The organism is Lysobacter sp. Hz25, assembly GCF_046097045.1.
Lineage (GTDB): Bacteria > Pseudomonadota > Gammaproteobacteria > Xanthomonadales > Xanthomonadaceae > Lysobacter > Lysobacter antibioticus_B.
The window spans coordinates 5057919-5075867 of record NZ_CP175666.1 but is presented as its reverse complement, the minus strand read 5'-3'; the positions used below and the strand labels follow the sequence as shown (position 1 = coordinate 5075867).

16 protein-coding genes and 2 tRNA genes are annotated in these 17949 nt (G+C 67.3%); 7 read left to right on the top strand and 11 right to left on the bottom strand.

Annotated elements, in window-relative coordinates; translation table 11 throughout:
* The first annotated feature begins 12 nt into the window (after positions 1-12).
* Genes ACKN61_RS20935 through ACKN61_RS20925 form a run of 3 tightly spaced genes read left to right on the top strand, consistent with a single transcriptional unit; the run spans position 13 to position 5289 of the window.
* On the top strand, positions 13-3228 hold the full coding sequence (locus ACKN61_RS20935; protein ID WP_408951063.1) for an efflux RND transporter permease subunit: 3216 nt from the start codon (positions 13-15) through the stop codon (positions 3226-3228).
* Positions 3221-4678, top strand: coding sequence for an efflux transporter outer membrane subunit (locus tag ACKN61_RS20930; protein ID WP_408951062.1), 1458 nt, complete (start codon positions 3221-3223; stop codon positions 4676-4678). The genes ACKN61_RS20935 and ACKN61_RS20930 overlap by 8 nt, the downstream gene beginning before the upstream one ends.
* Complete coding sequence (locus ACKN61_RS20925; protein ID WP_408951061.1) at positions 4675-5289, top strand: TetR/AcrR family transcriptional regulator; 615 nt, start codon at positions 4675-4677, stop codon at positions 5287-5289. Before ACKN61_RS20930 ends, ACKN61_RS20925 begins: the two co-directional genes overlap by 4 nt.
* A gap of 277 nt (positions 5290-5566) precedes the next feature.
* Here the strand turns inward: ACKN61_RS20925 and ACKN61_RS20920 are convergent, their stop codons facing one another.
* Positions 5567-6988, bottom strand: coding sequence for a PLP-dependent aminotransferase family protein (locus tag ACKN61_RS20920; protein WP_408951060.1), 1422 nt, complete (start codon positions 6986-6988; stop codon positions 5567-5569).
* 157 nt (positions 6989-7145) lie between these two features.
* Between ACKN61_RS20920 and ACKN61_RS20915 the strand changes: the two genes are divergently transcribed.
* A complete protein-coding gene (locus tag ACKN61_RS20915; protein WP_408951059.1) occupies positions 7146-8051 on the top strand; it encodes a DMT family transporter in 906 nt (301 codons plus the stop codon).
* Positions 8052-8188: 137 nt separating this feature from the next.
* On the opposite strand, the gene ACKN61_RS20910 is transcribed toward ACKN61_RS20915, so the two are convergent.
* The 8 genes from ACKN61_RS20910 to ACKN61_RS20875 all read right to left on the bottom strand — a co-directional run bounded on the left by ACKN61_RS20910 (position 8189) and on the right by ACKN61_RS20875 (position 14388).
* Positions 8189-8470 (bottom strand): hypothetical protein, encoded by a 282-nt coding sequence (locus ACKN61_RS20910; protein WP_408951058.1) that lies wholly within the window; start codon positions 8468-8470, stop codon positions 8189-8191.
* 293 nt (positions 8471-8763) lie between these two features.
* On the bottom strand, positions 8764-9987 hold the full coding sequence (locus tag ACKN61_RS20905; protein ID WP_408951057.1) for an RtcB family protein: 1224 nt from the start codon (positions 9985-9987) through the stop codon (positions 8764-8766).
* Entirely contained in the window at positions 9988-10809 is an 822-nt protein-coding gene (locus ACKN61_RS20900; RefSeq protein WP_408951056.1) for a hypothetical protein, read from the bottom strand.
* A 187-nt stretch (positions 10810-10996) separates the two neighbouring features.
* Complete coding sequence (locus ACKN61_RS20895) at positions 10997-12127, bottom strand: slipin family protein (protein WP_408951055.1); 1131 nt, start codon at positions 12125-12127, stop codon at positions 10997-10999.
* Between the two features lie 368 nt (positions 12128-12495).
* Positions 12496-12567 (bottom strand) — tRNA-Arg (locus ACKN61_RS20890).
* Between the two features lie 4 nt (positions 12568-12571).
* A tRNA-OTHER gene (locus ACKN61_RS20885) sits at positions 12572-12642 on the bottom strand.
* A gap of 804 nt (positions 12643-13446) precedes the next feature.
* On the bottom strand, positions 13447-14028 hold the full coding sequence (locus ACKN61_RS20880; protein ID WP_408951054.1) for a cysteine hydrolase family protein: 582 nt from the start codon (positions 14026-14028) through the stop codon (positions 13447-13449).
* Positions 14029-14037: 9 nt separating this feature from the next.
* The gene (locus tag ACKN61_RS20875) at positions 14038-14388 is read right to left on the bottom strand and encodes an antibiotic biosynthesis monooxygenase family protein (protein WP_408951053.1); all 351 of its coding nucleotides are present in this window, start codon (positions 14386-14388) and stop codon (positions 14038-14040) included.
* A 131-nt stretch (positions 14389-14519) separates the two neighbouring features.
* Between ACKN61_RS20875 and ACKN61_RS20870 the strand changes: the two genes are divergently transcribed.
* On the top strand, positions 14520-14954 hold the full coding sequence (locus ACKN61_RS20870) for an Lrp/AsnC family transcriptional regulator (protein WP_408951052.1): 435 nt from the start codon (positions 14520-14522) through the stop codon (positions 14952-14954).
* 103 nt (positions 14955-15057) lie between these two features.
* Here ACKN61_RS20870 and ACKN61_RS20865 read toward each other — a convergent pair whose 3' ends face one another.
* Together ACKN61_RS20865 and ACKN61_RS20860 are read right to left on the bottom strand one after the other, a co-directional pair.
* Positions 15058-16077, bottom strand: coding sequence for a polysaccharide deacetylase family protein (locus ACKN61_RS20865; protein ID WP_408951051.1), 1020 nt, complete (start codon positions 16075-16077; stop codon positions 15058-15060).
* Positions 16078-16174: 97 nt separating this feature from the next.
* The gene (locus ACKN61_RS20860) at positions 16175-16501 is read right to left on the bottom strand and encodes a DUF6249 domain-containing protein (protein WP_031371084.1); all 327 of its coding nucleotides are present in this window, start codon (positions 16499-16501) and stop codon (positions 16175-16177) included.
* A gap of 237 nt (positions 16502-16738) precedes the next feature.
* Between ACKN61_RS20860 and ACKN61_RS20855 the strand changes: the two genes are divergently transcribed.
* Both ACKN61_RS20855 and ACKN61_RS20850 read left to right on the top strand, forming a co-directional pair.
* The gene (locus tag ACKN61_RS20855) at positions 16739-17320 is read left to right on the top strand and encodes an RNA polymerase sigma factor (RefSeq protein WP_031371085.1); all 582 of its coding nucleotides are present in this window, start codon (positions 16739-16741) and stop codon (positions 17318-17320) included.
* Positions 17317-17808 carry a hypothetical protein gene (locus ACKN61_RS20850; protein WP_408951050.1) on the top strand — a complete coding sequence of 164 codons (492 nt, stop codon included), beginning with the start codon at positions 17317-17319 and terminating at the stop codon, positions 17806-17808. The genes ACKN61_RS20855 and ACKN61_RS20850 overlap by 4 nt, the downstream gene beginning before the upstream one ends.
* Positions 17809-17949: the final 141 nt, after the last annotated feature.

Here is a 17949-nt window from a genome sequence, read left to right as displayed (position 1 = left end):
TCGGAGAAATTCATGGCACGGTTCTTTATCGATCGCCCGATCTTTGCCTGGGTCCTGGCGATCATCATCATGCTCGGTGGTGCGATTGCGATCACCCAGCTGCCGATCTCGCAGTACCCCACCATCGCGCCGCCGACCGTATCGGTGAACGCGTCCTACCCCGGTGCCTCGGCTAAGGCCGTCGAAAACTCGGTGACCCAGATCATCGAGCAGAACATGAAGGGCATCGACGGCCTGATGTACATGTCGGCGACCAGTTCGTCCGACGGCCAGTCCGGCGTCACCCTGACCTTCGAAAGCGGTACCGACCCCGACATCGCCCAAGTGCAGGTGCAGAACAAGCTGCAGCTGGCCACGCCGTTGCTGCCGCAGATCGTGCAGCAGCAGGGCGTGAGCGTGTCGAAGGCGAACTCGGCGTTCCTGCTGGTGATCGGCTTCGTGTCCGAGGACGGCAGCATGAGCGGCGCCGACATCGCCGACTACGTCGCCGCCAACCTGGTCGATCCGCTCGCCCGTGTCGACGGCGTCGGCAGCACCCAGCTGTTCGGCACCAAGTACGCGATGCGCATCTGGCTCGACCCGGACAAGCTCAACACCTACAAGCTGACGCCGACCGACGTCATCAACGCCCTGCGCGCGCAGAACGCCCAGGTCGCGGTCGGCCAGCTCGGCGGCACGCCGTCGGTGAAGGGCCAGCAGCTCAACGCCACCGTCACCGCGCAGGACCGTCTGCAGACGGCCGAGCAGTTCCAGAACATCGTCGTGCGCGCCAACAGCAGCGGCGCGGTGTTGAAGCTGTCCGACGTGGCCCGGGTCGAACTGGGCCAGGAGGACTACAGCACCATCGCCCGCTTCAACGGCAAGCCGGCGACCGGTATCGCCATTTCGCTGGCGACCGGCGCCAACGCGCTGGCCACCGCGCAGGCCATCCAGGCCGAACTCGAGCAGCTCAAGCCCTCGTTCCCGCAGGGCCTGAAGGCGGTGACCCCGTTCGACACCACGCCGTTCGTGCGCGTGGCGATCGAGGAAGTGGTCAAGACCCTGCTCGAAGCGATCCTGCTGGTGTTCCTGGTCATGTACCTGTTCCTGCAGAACTTCCGCGCCACCCTGATCCCGACGATCGCGGTGCCGGTGGTGTTGCTGGGTACGTTCGGCTTGCTCGCGCTGTTCGGTTATTCGGTCAACATGCTGACCATGTTCGCGGTGGTGCTGGCGATCGGCCTGTTGGTCGACGACGCCATCGTCGTGGTCGAGAACGTCGAACGTGTGATGAGCGAAGAAGGGCTGTCGCCCATCGAAGCCACGCGCAAATCGATGGACCAGATCACCGGCGCGCTGGTCGGCATCGGCCTGGTGCTGTCGGCGGTGTTCGTGCCGATGGCCTTCCTCGGCGGCGCGACGGGCGTGATCTATCGCCAGTTCTCGGTCACCATCGTCTCGGCGATGGCGCTGTCGGTGCTGGTCGCGATCGTGCTGACCCCGGCGCTGTGCGCGACCATGCTCAAGCAGATCGAGAAGGGTCACCACGCTTCCGACAAGGGCTTCTTCGGCTGGTTTAACGACAAGTTCGACCGCGGCAACAAGAAGTACCAGGGCGCGGTGCACGGCATCGTCACCCGCACCGGCCGCTTCATGATGGTGTTCGCGGCGATGGCGGCCTTGATGGCGGTGTTGTTCTTCCGCCTGCCGTCCTCGTTCCTGCCGCAGGAAGACCAGGGCTTCTTGTTCACCATCGTGCAGGCGCCGGTCGGCGCCACCCAGGAACGTACCGGCGAAGTGCTCAAGAAGGTCGAAGAGCAGTTCCTCGGCGACAAGGCCGTGGACTCGCTGTTCACCGTGCAGGGCTTCAGCTTCGCCGGTAACGGCCAGAATGCCGGTATGGCGTTCTCGCAGCTCAAGCCGTGGGAAGAGCGCGAAGCCACCTGGGGCGACCGCTGGCGTTGGCTGACCAGCTTCGGCAAGACGCCGATGCCGGACAACAGCGTCAACGCCGTGGTCGGCCGCGCCATGGGCAGCTTCATGCAGATCAAGGACGCGTTCGTGTTCGCGCTGGCGCCGCCGGCGGTGTTCGAACTCGGCAACTCCAACGGTTTCGTGTTCTACCTCAAGGACAACGGTGCGCTCGGCCACGATGCGCTGGTCGCCGCGCGCAACCAGTTCCTCGGCGCGGCCGGTCAAAGCGCGCTGCTGCAGAACGTGCGTCCGAACGGCATGGAAGACACGCCGCAGTTCCGCGTCGACGTCGACAACCAGAAGGCTTCGGCCCTGGGCCTGAACATCGCCGACATCAACTCGACCCTGCAGGCGGCCTGGGGCGGCCAGTACATCGACGACTTCGTCGACCGCGGCCGGGTCAAGCGCGTCTACATCCAGGCCGATGCGCCGTTCCGCATGGCGCCGACCGACTTCAACCGCTGGTACGTGCGCAACGACAAGGGCGAGATGGTGCCGTTCTCGGCGTTCGCCACCACGCGTTGGGAGTTCGGTTCGCCGCGTCTGGAGCGCTATAACGGCGTCTCCGCGCTGGAAATCAACGGCGAAGCCAAGCCGGGCGTGAGCTCGGGCGAGGCCATGGCCGAAGTCGAGAAGCTGGTCGCGCAACTGCCGGCGGGCATCGGTCTGGAATGGACCGGGCTGTCGTACCAGGAACGCCAGGCCGGTGCGCAGACGCCGCTGCTGTACACCTTGTCGTTGCTGATCGTGTTCCTGTGTCTGGCCGCGATGTACGAAAGCTGGGCGATCCCGACCTCGGTGCTGCTGATCGCGCCGATGGGCATCCTCGGCACCGTGCTGGCGACCTGGATGCGTGGCATGGAACGCGACGTTTACTTCCAGGTGGCGATGCTCACTACCGTGGGCCTGTCGAGCAAGAACGCGATCCTGATCGTGGAGTTCGCCAAGGAAAACCTCGAGAAGGGCATGGACCTGATCGCGGCGACCCTGGCCGCGGTCGGCGACCGTCTGCGCCCGATCATCATGACCTCGTTGGCGTTCGGTCTCGGCGTGTTGCCGCTGGCGTTGGCGAGCGGCGCGGGTTCCGGCGCGCAGCGCGCGATCGGCACCGGCGTGCTCGGCGGCATGGTCGTGGGCACCTTCCTGGGTATCTTCTTCGTGCCGCTGTTCTTCGTGGTGGTCGAGAAGCTGTTCGTGAGAAAGAAGAAACATGCGGCCAAGGACACCCCTGCGCCCTCGCAGCCTGCCGCGGAAGGAGCGCAGAGCCATGAATAAGTTCGCCATCCATGCCCTGGCGCTCGCGGTGACGCTCGCCATGACCGGCTGCGTCAGCCTGGCGCCGAAGTTGCCCGCCGCCGATGCGGCGATCCCGGGCGAGTGGCCCTTGCCGCCGACCACCCAGGCGTTCGCCGGCGCTGCGCCGGCGGGCGCCGGGTCGACGACATCGGCCGACCCCGCGACGGCTTCGGCCGTCGCGGTGGCCGACGTCGGCTGGCGCGATTTCTTCGTCGACCAGAACCTGGAAGACCTGATCGGCCGCGCCCTCGACAACAACCGCGATCTGCGTGTGGCCGTGCTCAACGTCGAGAAGGCGCGGGCGCAGTACCGCATCCAGCGCGCCGACCGCCTGCCCGCGGTCGGCGTCAGCGCCGAGTTGCAGCGCAGCGGCGGCGACAACCGCCAGGTCAGCGACGTCTACACCGCCGGTGTCGGCATCGCCAACTTCGAGCTCGACCTGTTCGGCCGCGTGCGCAGCCTCAGCCAGGCCGCGTTGCAGCGTTATTTCGCCGAAGAGGAAAACCGCCGCAGCGCCCAGCTCAGCCTGATCGCCGAAGTCGCCAATGCCTACCTGACCCTGGCCGCCGACCGCGAGCTGTTGTCGGTGTCGGAAGCGACCTTGAAGAATCAGCAGGCCGCCTACGATCTGACCGAGAAGCGCCGCGAACTCGGCGCGGTGTCCGGGCTGGAAGTCAGCCAGGCCCGCACCCAGGTCGAGACCGCGCGCGCCGATGCGGCGCGTTACGCCGGCCAAGTCGCGCAGGACATCAACGCGCTCAACCTGCTGGTCGGCGAGCCGGTCGATGCCGCGCTGTTGCCGCAGCGCCTGACCGACGGCACCACCGGCATCGGCGCCCTGCCGGCCGGCTTGCCTTCGGAGGTGCTGCTGCGTCGCCCCGACGTGCAACAGGCCGAGCATCTGCTGCGTGCGGCGAACGCCAACATCGGTGCCGCGCGCGCTGCGTTCTTCCCGTCGATCAGCCTGACCGGCCTGCTCGGCAGCTCGAGCAACGAGCTGTCGGGTCTGTTCGACTCGAACACGCGCATGTGGACGGTGAACCCGGTGGTCAACATCCCGATCTTCCAGGGCGGCAAGCTGCGCGCCGGGCTGGGTTCGGCGAAGGCCGACCAGGGCATCGCGTTGGCCCAGTACGAAAAGGCGATCCAGTCCGGTTTCCGCGACGTCGCCGATGCGCTGGCGCTGACCGCGACCCTGGCCGAACAGCGCCAGGCGCAGGAAGCCCTGGTCGAAGCGGCGACCCGCGCCGACCAGTTGTCGACCGCGCGTTACAAGGCCGGCCGCGACAGCTACCTCAACCAGCTCGATGCGCAGCGCACGCTGTATGCCGCGCAACAGGGCCTGGTGTCGACGCGCCGGGCCGAACAGGCCAATCGCGTCACGCTCTATAAAGTCCTTGGAGGTGGCTGGAACGAGCGCAGCCAATGAGCACCCCGGGCAAGCCCACCGCCAAGGCCGAGGCGCGCGCGCTGGCTCAGCGCGAGCGCATCCTGACCGCGGCCCAGAAATGTTTCGTCGTGCATGGCTTCCATGCCGCGAGCATGGCCAATATCGCCGATACGGCCGGCATGAGCGCCGGCCTGATCTACCGGTATTTCAAAGGCAAGAACGACATCATCCTGGCGATCATCGAGCGTCAGCTCGAAGAAGCGCGGGCCGATATCGCCAAGCTGCACGCGACCAGCGACTTGGTGTCGGGCATCGCCGAAGTCTTCCAGCAATGGCAGGCCAACGACCCCAACATCACCAGCGCCGCTTTGTTCCTGGAGCTGACCGCCGAGGCGACGCGCGACGAGGAAATCGCCGCCGCCACCCATGCTTCGGATCGGGTGTTCCGCTCCGATCTCGCGGCCTGGTTCGCGCGCAGCGCCCAGGACGGCGGCCTCGGCATTCCGAAGGCCGCCGTCGATACGCGCGTGTTGATTCTGCAGTGCCTGATCGAAGGCCTGGCGATGCGGGCGATCTCGCAACCCGACCTCGACGTGGAGCAGGTGAAGACGGCGTTGGATCAGTTTCTGCCTAGCCTGCTGACGGCATGAATCGGATTGCCGAAGATTGAGTGGTTAAACGTCGCCGGATGGCGACGCTGCGAAAGGCCGCCTTCGGGCGGCCTTTTTGTTTGCGATGGAGCGAATGCGCGCCGTCGCCTTTCGGCAATGGCGCCGACCATGCTGTTGCGCAGCGATCGGCTACAGCGCGGTCGCGGCTTACGCCGCTCCTACCCCTTGGCCGCGCAGTTTCTGGATAGGAGCGGCGTCCCACAGGGATTTCCTTCGGGCGCGAGTCGCGACCGCGGGCCGACCATCTTGCGTCGCATCAACCCTGCAGTCGCTTCGCTAATTCTCCAACCGTGCGCAACGCGGTCTCGATCTTGCGGTCCCAGGGTTGCCCGCAACTCAGGCGCATGTGGTGGCTGTAATCGCCACGGTTCGAGAACAGATGCCCGGGCAGAGTGCCGATGCCGCGTTCCAGCGCGGCCTCGAACAAGGCCTGGCCGTCGATGTCGGCGGGCAGTTCGATCCATAAGGTCATGCCGCCGGCCGGTTCGGCCACGCAGGTACCGTCGGGCCAGTGATCGAGCAAGGCCTGCCGATACGCCTGGGCGTTATCGGCGAGGGCGCGGCGCAAACGGCGCAAGCCGCGTTCGACGTCGTGGCGGGCGAAGTGTTCGATCAGCGCCATTTGCGGCAGGGTCGCGGTGGCGACGGTGGAGAAACTCTTGGTGCGCAGCAATTCCTGCGTGCGGCGGCCTCCGATCATCCAGCCCACGCGCAGTCCCGGCGCGAGTATCTTCGAGTACGAGCCGCAGGTGACCACGTGCTCGCCGTCGTCGTAACGGCGCAAGGGCGAGGGGCGTTCGCCGGAGTAGGCCAGTTCGCCGTACAGGTCGTCTTCGATCACCACCGTGCCGTGGGCGGCGCAGGCGGCGACGATCGCGCGCTTGTCGGCGTCGCCGGTCAGGCTGCCGAGCGGGTTGTTGAAGTTGGGCACCAGCAGAGCGGCGCGCACGGCGTGGCGTTCGAGCAGTTCGCGCACCTGCGCGGCGTCGATGCCCAGGCCGGGGCGGTTGGGCACTTCGAGTACGCGCAAGCCTTGCGCGGCCACTGCCTGCAACAGCCCGTGATAGGTCGGCGTCTCCAGGATGACGATGTCGCCGGGCCGGGTCACCGTGCGCAGGGTCAGGCTGATCGCTTCCATCGCGCCGGCGGTGACGACGATTTCGTCGGGGTCGATCTCGACGCCGCATTGGCCGTAGCGCTGGGCGATGCGCTCGCGCAACTCCGGTAAACCCTGCGGCACGGTGTAGCCGAGCGCGGTGCCGGGGTCGCGCCGCATCGCCCGCGTCACCGAAGCCGCCAGTGCCGCGGTCGGCAGGAAAGCCGCGGCCGGCGTCGCCGCGTGCAGCGGCACCAGGTCGCGGCGCGACTGCACGTCGAGCACGCCGAGCAGGGCCGGGTTGCGCACCGGCATCGGCGCGCGCGACAGATGCCGGGCGCGCGGGCTGCGCGGCGCCTGCATCGGCGCCGAGCGCACGTAATAACCCGAGCGCGGACGCGCCTCGATCAGTCCTTCGCGTTCGAGTTGCTGATAAGCCTCGACCGCGGTGGCCAGGCTGATGCGCTGGTCGCGGCCGAGCCGGCGCAGCGAGGGCAGGCGTTCGCCGGCGCGCAGCACGCCGCGCTGGATCTGCCGGCGCATGCGGTCGGCAAGGCGTTCGTAGAGCAGGTCCTGGGCCATGCGGCGACTCTCTCGGGGCAGGGGCGATCGCCGTGTTCTCGGCCGGCGGAACAGCACGGTAGCCCGGATCTGTACTGGTCGAATCCGATCCTAACTGAATCTGTATCGGTCGGCAGCGTCGGCCTAGGCTGTCCTTCCCCCCCCCGCCGTTGCCGCCATGAACGCCGTCAGCCCGAGCGAGTCGCGTAGCGCCCTGATCCAGTTGTTGATCGCTGAGCTGTTGATCGGCTCGGTCGGCGTGTTCGTGAACGAAAGCGGCCAGGACGCGATCACCGCGGTGCTGTTTCGCTGCGTCTTCGGCAGCGCTTTCCTGATCGCCTGGGGCGGCGCCCGCGGTCTGTTCCGCGGCCTGCTCGGCGAGCGCGCGCTGATCCGCTCGGCGATCTTCAGCGGCGTGCTGCTGGTGCTGAACTGGGTTGCGCTGTTCGCCGGCATGGCGCGTTCGTCGATCGGCGTGGCGACCATGGTCTACCACTTCTTCCCGTTCGTAGTCATGGGCATGGCGGCGATGTTCTACGGCGAACGCACGCGCAGCGCCGATCTGGGCTGGACCGCGATCGCCTTCGTCGGCGTGCTGTGTTCGGCCGACCCCTTCAAGCTCTGGAACAGCGCCGGCAGCGGCTATCTGATCGGCGTCGGCCTGACCTTCGTCGCGGCGATCCTGTGCGGCGCCTCGTTGTTGCTGTCGCGGCGGATCAGCCGCGAGCGGCCGTTCGCGGTGGTGTTGATCCAATGCCTGGTCGGCATCGTCATGTTGGCGCCGTTTGCGGACTATTCCGCGGTGTGGGTGCCGGGCGATCACTGGTTCTGGCTCGCCGGCCTGGGCCTGATCCACAGCGGCGTCTGCTACGTGCTGTTCTACACCTCGTATCCGCGCCTGCCGGTGGCGACGATCGCGGTGCTGGCCTTCATCTATCCGGTGATCGCGCTGCTGCTCGATTATCTGGTCTACGGCCACAGCCTGGTGCCGGTGCAAAGCCTCGGCGTGGTGTTGATCGTGATCGGCACGCTCGGCGTGAATCTGAAATGGCAGTGGCGCCGGCCGCAGCCGGTGCGCGCCTGAGCGAATCGGCGCTTATCGTTTTCTCGACCCGATCCGCGTACGCAACGCGGCTCAGTGGGTGCATCGCCCACTCGTCCGGCGCACGGAGGCGCCGGCGGGGAATTTATCGGCGGGGCGGAGTGCGGCCTGCGACCGAGTCAGTCGGCCAATACCAGGCGCCAGGCGCCTTCGACATCGCCTTCGACCTGGGTCCACGGCACGCAATTGCGGCCGCACAGACGTTCCCAGCCGCGGGCCAGATCGTCGCGGATGTCGAACCAATGGCGTTCGCCGTGATGCAGACGGGCACCGAGGCCGTAGGTGATCGCGAGTTCGCGGGTTTCGTGGGAAAGCGCCGTCGCGGACGCGGCTGTCGGGGGCGGTTCGCACTCGTCGTCGGAGTGGAAGGAGGGCAGCCGGTCGGCATTGCGATGCGTCATGAGCTCAGTCCGTTGGCATTCCCCTTGCATCCGCACGATATCGGTTTTCGCTGCGCCGCGGGCACGGAAAAGTCGCCAGCGCACAGACGAAACGCGAGCAAAGTCGCAAAGATGCGTACAGGATGTTCAGACAAGCGTACGGTGTTCAGCGAATGCGGAAAAGGCGCAGAGAAAGCTGAACCACGGGTACGGCTCGCCCTGAACGCGGGAGCCGGGCGACGAGGTCCTTGATCGCTGCGCACGGGCAAAAAAACGCCGCCCCGAGGGGCGGCGTCGCAAGCGCAACAGGCGCTTCAACCCTTGATGCAGACCACCTGGCGCAAGGTGTGGACCACCTCGACCAGGTCGGACTGCGCAGCCATCACCGCCTCGATCGGCTTGTAAGCCGCCGGCGACTCGTCGATGACCGCCGCGTCCTTGCGGCATTCCACGTGGGCCGTGGCCTCGCGGTGGTCTTTCAAGGTGATCTGCCGGCGGGCTTCGCTGCGGCTCATCACCCGGCCGGCGCCGTGGCTGCAACTGTGGAAGCTGTCGGCATCGCCTTTGCCGCGCACGATGTAGCTGCGAGCGCCCATGCTGCCGGGGATGATCCCGAGCTCGCCCTCGCGGGCGCTGACCGCGCCCTTGCGGGTCACCCACAGCGCCTCGCCGAAGTGCTCCTCGCGCTGCACGTAGTTGTGATGGCAGTTGACCGCGGTCTTTTCCAACTGGAACTTCGGCAACTGGATCCGCATCGCGTGCAGGACCCGGTCCATCATCGCTTCGCGATTGTGGCGGGCGTAGTCCTGCGCCCACGACACCGCTTCGATGTAGTCGTCGAACAAAGGCTCGCCTTCGAGCAGGAAGGCCAGGTCCTTGTCCGGCAGATGGAAGCCGAGCACGCGCTGTTCCAGCTTCAGCCGCGCCAGTTCGATGAAGTAACTGCCGATCAAGTTGCCGGTGCCGCGCGACCCCGAGTGCAGCATCACCCACACCGCGCCGGCTTCGTCGAGGCAGACCTCGATGAAGTGGTTGCCGCCGCCGAGCGTGCCGATCTGTTTGTCGAGTTTGTCGGTGCGCAGCTTGCGGTGTTTGGCGTGGATGGCGTCGAGCCGCTGCGCCAGTCCGGACTTGGCCAGGCGCGTGGCATGGCTGTCCGGCAGGCGCCGGTGCTCGCCGCCGCGGCCGTTGCCGACGGGGACGCAGTGCTCGATCGCCGAACGCAGCTTGGCCAGGCTGTCGGGCAGGTCCTTGGCCCGCAGCGTGGTGCGCACCGCGGCCATGCCGCAGCCGATGTCGACGCCGACCGCCGCCGGGATGATCGCGCCGCGGGTGGGCACGACCGAGCCGACGGTGGCGCCCTTGCCGAGGTGCACGTCCGGCATCACCGCCACCCAGGGCCCGACATGGGGCAGGGCGGCGATGTTGCGTAGTTGTCGCTTCGCGCCTTCGTCGACGGGGACGCCGCGGACCCAGGCCTTCACCGGCACCGCGCCTTCGTCGGCGTGGAGCAGTTCGTAGTTCGATGTAGTAGTCATTCAATGTTCCTTGTGGCGACCGCCGGGGCGGATCGGTCCGCGGTACTTGCCCATCCGGCGCCAGCGCCGTGGGGCAGGTGCGTCGTACGCGTCCGGCAGGTCGTTGTTTCTAAGTCCGTGTTCGAGCAGTTCGTCGCGTCCGAGTTGCCGCTTGCGCTGTGCGTAAACGCCGGCGTCTCCGTAAAGGCCCTCGCGCCGGCCCGCGCAATCGCCGGCTGGCTGGCCGGTGACGAGGTCGTGGGCGAAAGTACGAACCGTGCCGTGCGCACCGTGACGCGGCTGGCGCTGCCAGGAAGCTGGCACAGGTGCCAGCTCGATCGCATACCAGATCCCGTCGATGCGCCGCAGCTGAGCGGTCGGCCCGAGCTGGCGCACCTCCGGCTCCAGTCCTTGCCGGCGGTGCTGCACCGCCCGCGCATGCGCGCGACGCCGCTCGATCCGTGCGCGGATCGCCGCTTCGTTGCGCATCAGGCAGCCGCTGTCCGGACACACGTACAGATCGTGCCAGGACTCGGCCAAGGTCTTGAAGCCGCCGTAGCGACGCATCGCCCACAGTTCGCCGTCGATCCGATGCACCCGCGTCGCCACGAAATCCTCCAGGTGCTGGTGGATGTGTTGCTGCACGGTGTTGCGCCGGTCGACGCGCTCGCACAATTCCGAGTAGACGAGATCCCAACGCCGCCCGAGCTGCCGTTCCAGGTAGCGTTGCAGCGGTTTCAGGTTTTCGTTGAGCCACTTGCGGCTGCCGTGGCGGTATTTCATGCCCTCGTGCAGCGGTTCGTCTTCGAGATCGCGAGCCGGCCGCGTGCGGGACGAGGTCATGCCTCCGCCTCGCGGCCGTTCGACGATCACTTTGTACATATCCTTACGCATCGCGATTCTCTATCCGATAGTCCGTCGCGCCCTGCGGGCACGACGAGATGGCCGCTCCCTGGGGAGCGGCGTCCGTTATGGGCTTGCGGCCCCGGCGCTATCGGAATCCGGACGGCGATGCCGCCCGGTCCTGCCTTCAGCCGTGGCCCTTGAGGCTGACCAATTGCTTCATGACGCCCTCCAGACCGCCGAACACGGTCAACTTGTCGATCTTCTCGGTGATCTTCTCCAGCGCCTCGAGCTCCTTGAGCCGCATCAGCACCGGGCTGTCCTCGATCAACTTCGCGGTGTTGAGCAGGCTGCGCGTGGCGTTGGCCTCCTCGCGACGGCGGATCACGTTGGCTTGCGCGGTCTTTTCCGCCTGCACCACGCCGTTGAGGATCTCCTTCATCTCGCCCGGCAGGATCACGTCCTTGACGCCGACTCCAAGTACCTCGACGCCGATGCCGGCGATCTGGCCGCGCACGTAGGCGAAGATGTCGGCGTCGAGCGAGGCCTTGTCGCCGAGCAGTTCGTCCAGCGTCTTCGACGAGACCGCCTTGCGCAGGCCGTACTGCAGCTCGCGATAGACGTGCTCGGCGTGCTTGGCGACGCGGGTGCGCGCGGCGACCGGGTCGGTCACGCGCACGCTCGCCGCCAGGTTCACGCGCAGCGACACCTTGTCGCGGGTCAGCAACTCCTGGCCCGACACTTCCATCGCCTGCATGCGCAGCTCGATCACCTCGACGCTGACGTTCTTGCGGAAGTTCCAGAACGCATAGGCGCCCGGCTCGAGACGGCGCACGAACTTGCCGTCGACGAACAACAGCCCGGCCGACTCGGTCGGCACCGCGCCGGCAACCGCGATGCGGTCCAGGTAAGCGAGCTGACGCAAGCGGTTGGCGACTTCCGGCTCGATCGCCAGGCCGTCGCCGAGGACGATGGTCCGCACCTCGATCTGCGCCAGCCCCTTCCAGTACAACTGGCGGGTGCCCGGAGCGAGCACATCGTCGATCCTGCCGTTGCGCAGCACCAGGCCGATCTCCTGCATGCCCAAATTGGCGAGCACGAAGTGTTCGTCCAGGCGCGCGCCGAGGCCGGCGATCAGCGCATCGGCGTCGCGCCCGTTGTATTGGGCGTCGACGATCGAATGCGCCGTCACTTCGAGCTGGTGCTGCCAGTTGCTGAGTCGATGCACGCCGGGACCGAGCACGCGCTCGATCCGGCGGTTGCGGTAAACCAGGACGCGCTCGGCATCGCCGACCACGACCTTCTTCATCCAGAACATGGTGTTCTCCTTGTGGTTCCGGTGGACCCGATCCGTGGTGATGGCCGCTGCGACCGAATCGGTCGTCGCAACGGCGCGGTGATCCGGCGCGCACGCGCGCCGACGAAAAGAATAGGTAGGAAACGCCCCTGGCGTCGTCATCGCGAAACCCGCGCGCTGCCGGCGGGAGGCGATGCGGCCCGCGTTCGCGACGTTCCCTGTCGCGAGGCTTGCGCCGCACCGTTGCGCGCCACGAGGGCGCGGGTCCGGCGATGTCGCCGCTGCGTCGTTCCGTTGCGCGCCGCGCGAACGCGGCGTTTGGCGAAACGCCGCGTGGGGCGTTTCCTGGATCGGAACTTTCGTTCCTGGATAACTGCTTGGAAGGCAGTTAGGGATAACGGGACTCGAACCCGCGACCGACAGCATCGAAAGCTGTTGCTCTACCCGACTGAGCTATATCCAAAGACCGACGGATCGGATTCGAACCGATGACCTGCGCACTACGTCGCTGCTCTACCAGGCTGAGCTACCGTCGGTTTGAGAAACATCCATCCGCGGACGTCGGCATACGCCACGGCAATGCCGCGCGCACCGGACGGGCTGCGAGCCCGTACCGCTGTCGTCCGTTTCTTCGGATGCTTCGTATTGCCGACTGTCGCCAGTCGGCAATGGGTTCGGGCGCAAGCGCCCATGTCTGCGGTTCCACGATCGGCCGCCCGTGCCGAAGCATCGGGACACAGCGCTCAAAGCGCCTCGACGGCTCATCCCCTTTCCTCTCGGATGCTTCGGGGTATGGACTCGCGTTATTGCTTGGTTTTTCCCTTTGCGGACGCTGAAACGAAAACGCCCCCGGTGGTGAACCGAGGGCGTTCGCGTTCCTCGGGAGATCGGGGCGACCGATCTCCCGTGGCAAAGGGAGTCAGTCCGGCGTGTGCAGAACGTCGAGGCGACCGCGCTTCGTCGACGCGCGATCGAACAGGCCGTGGCACGAGGGCCGCGGTGCGTTCTGTTTGGCGATGTCGAGAGTGAAATGCACGGAAGGAGGTCGGTCGATTGCGTCGCTAGGACGAAGGCCGCGAACGATACGCCCGCGAAAAACCGGATGCAATACCGTTCGTCGCCCCGTAAGCGGTACGGTGCGATGAAAGCAGGGTGCATTCGTTCGCAAGCGCGACGAATCCGGTTCGCCGGTTCGTTGCGGCGAAACAAGTTCTGCGCTGAGCGAGGAGACGGTTTCGACGGGGCGTGCTCTCATCCCGCCGCTCAGCCTTGCACTGCCGCGACGCGAGAAAGAGTCGATGGCTTCGGCACGGACACGATCTGGTTCGCGGCCTCGTTCGCTACGCGCCAGCGATCCTTGCGATCAGTGCGTCGCTGTCGATCACTTCGGCGAACTCCGCGCGCAAGGTCGCCAGATGCGCGCGGCTGACCGCTTCGGCCGGGATCACGCTGCCGTCGGCGTCGGCGAGATCGAAGCAGAAGCAGGCGTCGGCGACGACGATAGTGCGGTAGCCCGGGTTGCTGGCCACGCGCGCGGTCGTCGATACGCACATGTCGGTGCTGATGCCGAACAGGGCGAGGGTGTCGACGCCGAGCCGGCGCAGGCGCAGGTCGAGGTCGGTGCCGATGAAGGCGGCGTTGACCGATTTGCCGATCGCCGTTTCGCCGGGCCGTGGTTCGAAGCCGGGACGGAAGGCGTTGCCGGGGTGCGAGGGATGCAGCGTGGAGCCGGCATGGATCGAATCGTGGCGGACGTGGATCAGCGGCCATCCGTGTTCGCGCCACGTTGCGAGCAGGCGTTGGCCGTTGGCTTCCATGGCGGGGTTGTTGCGCCGGCCCCAGGGCGGGTAGTCGAAGCCCCGTTGCACGTCGATGGGGATCAGGGCGATGCGGTTCGGCTCGGTCATGGTCGCTCGGGTCATGAGTGGGGCTCAGTCGGCAGGAAGATGGGGGCCGCCGTAGGCGCGCCGGACGATGGCGATGCGTTGCTCGAAGCGCTGGTACCAGCAGCGGTGGCCCAGGTCGCGGGCGACCGTGTGCTCGGCGTGTTCGCGCCAGGCGCGGATCGCCTGTTCGCTGTCGAAGTAGGCGACGGTGATGCCGAAACCGTCGGCGCCGCGCGTCGATTCGAAACCGAGAAAGCCCGGCTGGTCGCGCACCAGTTCGGCCATGCGCGTGGCGGTGCGGTCGTAGCCTTCGGCGTCCGCGGTGCTGCGCTGCGAGGAGAAGATCACCGCGTAGTAGGGCGGGGCGGGCAGGTCGGCGAAGCCGGAGGCGGCCATCGGTGCGGTTCCGGTCGGGGTGCGAGGCGATGGCTTATCGTGCGCATTCGCCTGCGCCGGTCTCAACCCGGCAGAATGCCGGTCAGGCCGGCGATAGTGCCGGCGCTCTCGCCGGATGGATGGCCCATGCGATGAAGACGCTCGACGACACCGACCGCAAGCTGATCGCGCTGCTGCAGGACAACGCGCGCTCGTCGACGGTGGCCCTGGCCAAGGCGGTGGGGCTGTCGCGCAGCACCGTGCAGGAGCGCCTGCAGCGCCTGGAGGCGGCCGGGGTCATCGCCCAATACACCGTGCGCCTGGGCAGCGGCGGCGATCCGCTGCGGGCCTGGTTGCTGCTGCGCTATGGCGAGGGCTTCAGTTGCGACGACGTGGTGCCGCCGCTGGCGCAACTGCCGCAGGTGCGCCTGATCCACAGCGTCGCTGGCGAGATCGATCTGATGGTGCTGGTGGAAACGCATTCGCCGAGCGAGCTGGCGGACCTGCGCGAGCGGGTCGCCGCGTTGAAGGGCGTCGACGACGTGACCACGATTCCGGTGCTGCGCACCGCCCTGGATCGGTCGTAGCCACGGTGCGCGCAGCTTTAGGGTAGGAGCGGCGCAAGCCGCGACCGCGTCGTTGCAGCCGCCGGCGCGGTCGCGGTTCAGGCCGATCCTGCACGAGCGGCGTTTATTCCGATTCAACCCCAGCCAGCTTCATGACCCAGGCCGGCGTCTTCGGTTCGCCGGCAAGGACACTCGCCGGCGGGTGCTCTCCGGTCGCCCAGCGGTGCAGCCAGCTCGGTCCGGCCGGGCCGAGGTAGGCGTCGCTGCGCTCGAAGGCGGGGTCGCGCATGGCTTCGTCCAGGTCGACGAAACGGTAGCCGCGCTTGCGCATCATCGCGATCAGCTCGCCATAGGTATCGGCGTTGAGCGCGTTGGCGTGGATCAGCCAGATCTGCGGCAGGGCGTAGCCGAGCAGGGCGACCGATTGGCGTTCGTAGTAGTCGAGTTTGTCGCCCATGTGCTCGACGTAGTCGCCGCGCAGCCTGGCTTTGAGCTTGCGCGCCTCGCGCCTGGACAGCTCGGGCGATTCGCCGACGCGCAGGTAGGCGGTGGCCCAGATCCAGTCGGTGTTGTCGGCGGTGACCGGCGCGATGCGGTAACCGTGTCCGGCGAGGAAGCGCTGCAGATCGGCCTTGTCCTGCGCGCTGCGGCCGGCGCGCAGATAGGGATGACGGAACCAGCGCGGCGGCGCGCGGCCGGCGCGTTCCAGCAAGGGCCGCAACTGCCGCTCGCCGAGCAGGATGTCGGCCTGATAGGCCGGCAGGCCGACCGCATGCAGATCGAGGTGGCCGTGGCCGTGGTTGCCGAGCTCGGCGCCGGCGTCGAGCCAATCGCGCAGCATCGCCAGGCGTTCGGGCTGGACTTGGCCGTCGTGTTCGAGCTTGCCCTCGTTGACGAAACCGATCGCCGGCACGCCGGCGCGCTCGATCGCCGCGACCAGGCGGCGGTGGCCATCGATCGCCTCGGCGCTCGTTACCGACGGCAACTGCACCCAGGGCAGATCGTCGACGGTCATGACGATGCGGCGGTCGGGAACATGAGCTCGGTCGGGAGCGTCGGCCGCGGCGCCGGCGAGCGATGGCCACGAGGCGACGACGGCGAACAGGCAGGCAAGCAACAGATGCAGCGATGTGAGCGGACGCATGCGGGGCTCCGGGGCGGAAGCGGCGATCATCGCCGCCTCCGCACCCGCAAGAAACCGCCTTCCGGCCGAGACCGGCACGGAAGGTCTACTACTTTGGTCAATTCAGCTTGCGCGAAATGAAGTAGTAGGCGAGATTGCCCAGCCCGCAGGCGCCGAGCAGCACCGCGACCATGCCCGGGGTGGCTTCGCGCCAGCCGGTGGCCTCGATGATGCCGAAGGCGAGAGCCAGCAGGACCATGACGATGCCCCAGCGCAAGGCGCCGTGGCGGCGACGGATGTCTTCGTCGCGGGCCATCGAGCGCAACAGCTCTTCGGCGCCGCCGGTCGACAGCAACTTACTGCGGAAGCGCGCGTCCACGACGATCTTGATCGCGAAGACGATGCAGATGAACAGGGTAATGGGGATTAGAAGTTCGAATTCCATGTGGGCAGTCTCTTCGGGTTCGGGTCACGAGGTAATGGATACGGGTACCTGGCGATCGGTTGCAGGCCCGGGCGATGGGTCTGCGGCCGGAGCGGGGCGCGGTGAGGTGGGCCGGTTACAGGGTGGCCGGCGGGGTCGGCCGGTCCGGCCTGGCCAGCCGGAAGTTGACCGTTGTCATATCGCGATGGATATCCTCGTCACTGCAACCGATTGCGCCCTGACCGCATCTTGAGTGCGATGACCGGCCTCCCCATCAACGACGACCGCAGTCTGGTCGCTGCCGTCCTGGCCCAGACGCCGGGCGCTTTCGAGCGCCTGGTGCGGGACTATCAGGGGCTGTGCTGGCACATCATCCAGCGCATGGTGCGGCACCCGGACGACACCCGCGAGCTGTGCCAGGAAGCGTTCCTGCGGGTGCACCAGTGCCTGCACCAGTACCGGCACGAGAGCCCGCTGAAGTCGTGGATCGGCCAGGTCGCCTATTCGGTCGCCAAGCGCCACCTCGAACGCAAGCGCATTCCGATCCTCGAAGTCGCCGACGACGAAGACGCCTTGTCGCCGCTCGACATGGTCAGCGATGGCTTCGACCTGGAGGCGGCCTGCGCCGACGAGGAGATCGCCGCCGGCCTGCACGCCGAGATCGAAGCCTTGCCGCCGCTGCAACGCACCTTGTTGACCCTGTATCACCTCGAAGAAGTGCCCATCGGCGAAATCGCCAGCATGACCGGCCTGGCCGAGGGCACGATCAAAAGCCATCTGTTCCGGACTCGCGCCCGCTTGCGCCAGCGCCTCGAAGCCCGGTTGGGAGAATTCGCATGAACCGCAACGGCATTCCTTCCGATCAGGAACCGCGTTTCGACGACGAACGCATCGCACGCGAGTGGCGGCTGCAGGAGCGCGCGCTGCAGGAAGAGCGCGCCGGCATGCCGATGAGCGCCGGCGATCCGCGCCTGGCCCAGTACCGTTTGCTCAGCCGGGCGCTGCGTGCGCCGGTGATGGAGCCGATTCCCTATGGTTTCGCCGCGCAGGTCGCGCGCCGGGCCGAGTCCGCGGCGAACGCCGGCGATCGCCTCGAACGCCTGCTGCAAGGCGGTTTGCTGGGCCTGCTGTTGGTGATCGGTGTGGGCATGATGATGGCGACCAGCGCGAACTGGTTGCCGGCGCTGCAGGCGCCGTTGCAGGCCTTGCCGCAAGGCAGCGTGTCCTGGGGGCTGGTGGTGGCGGCCTGCTGCACCCTGACCTGGGGTTGGGACGGCGCTCTGCGCGGTCTGGGTTTGGACGGCGCCGCGCAAGGCCGCACCGCGTAAGCAAGGCCTGCGCGATCGCGCAGGCGCGCCGCTGCGTTGTGATGCTGCGCGGTCGTCGACGCGGATCTGTGACGCAGTCGCGGCTCCGCGGCGTTCGTCGAACGCGCCGCGATCGATTCGCCACTCGCCTGCGGCCCTCCG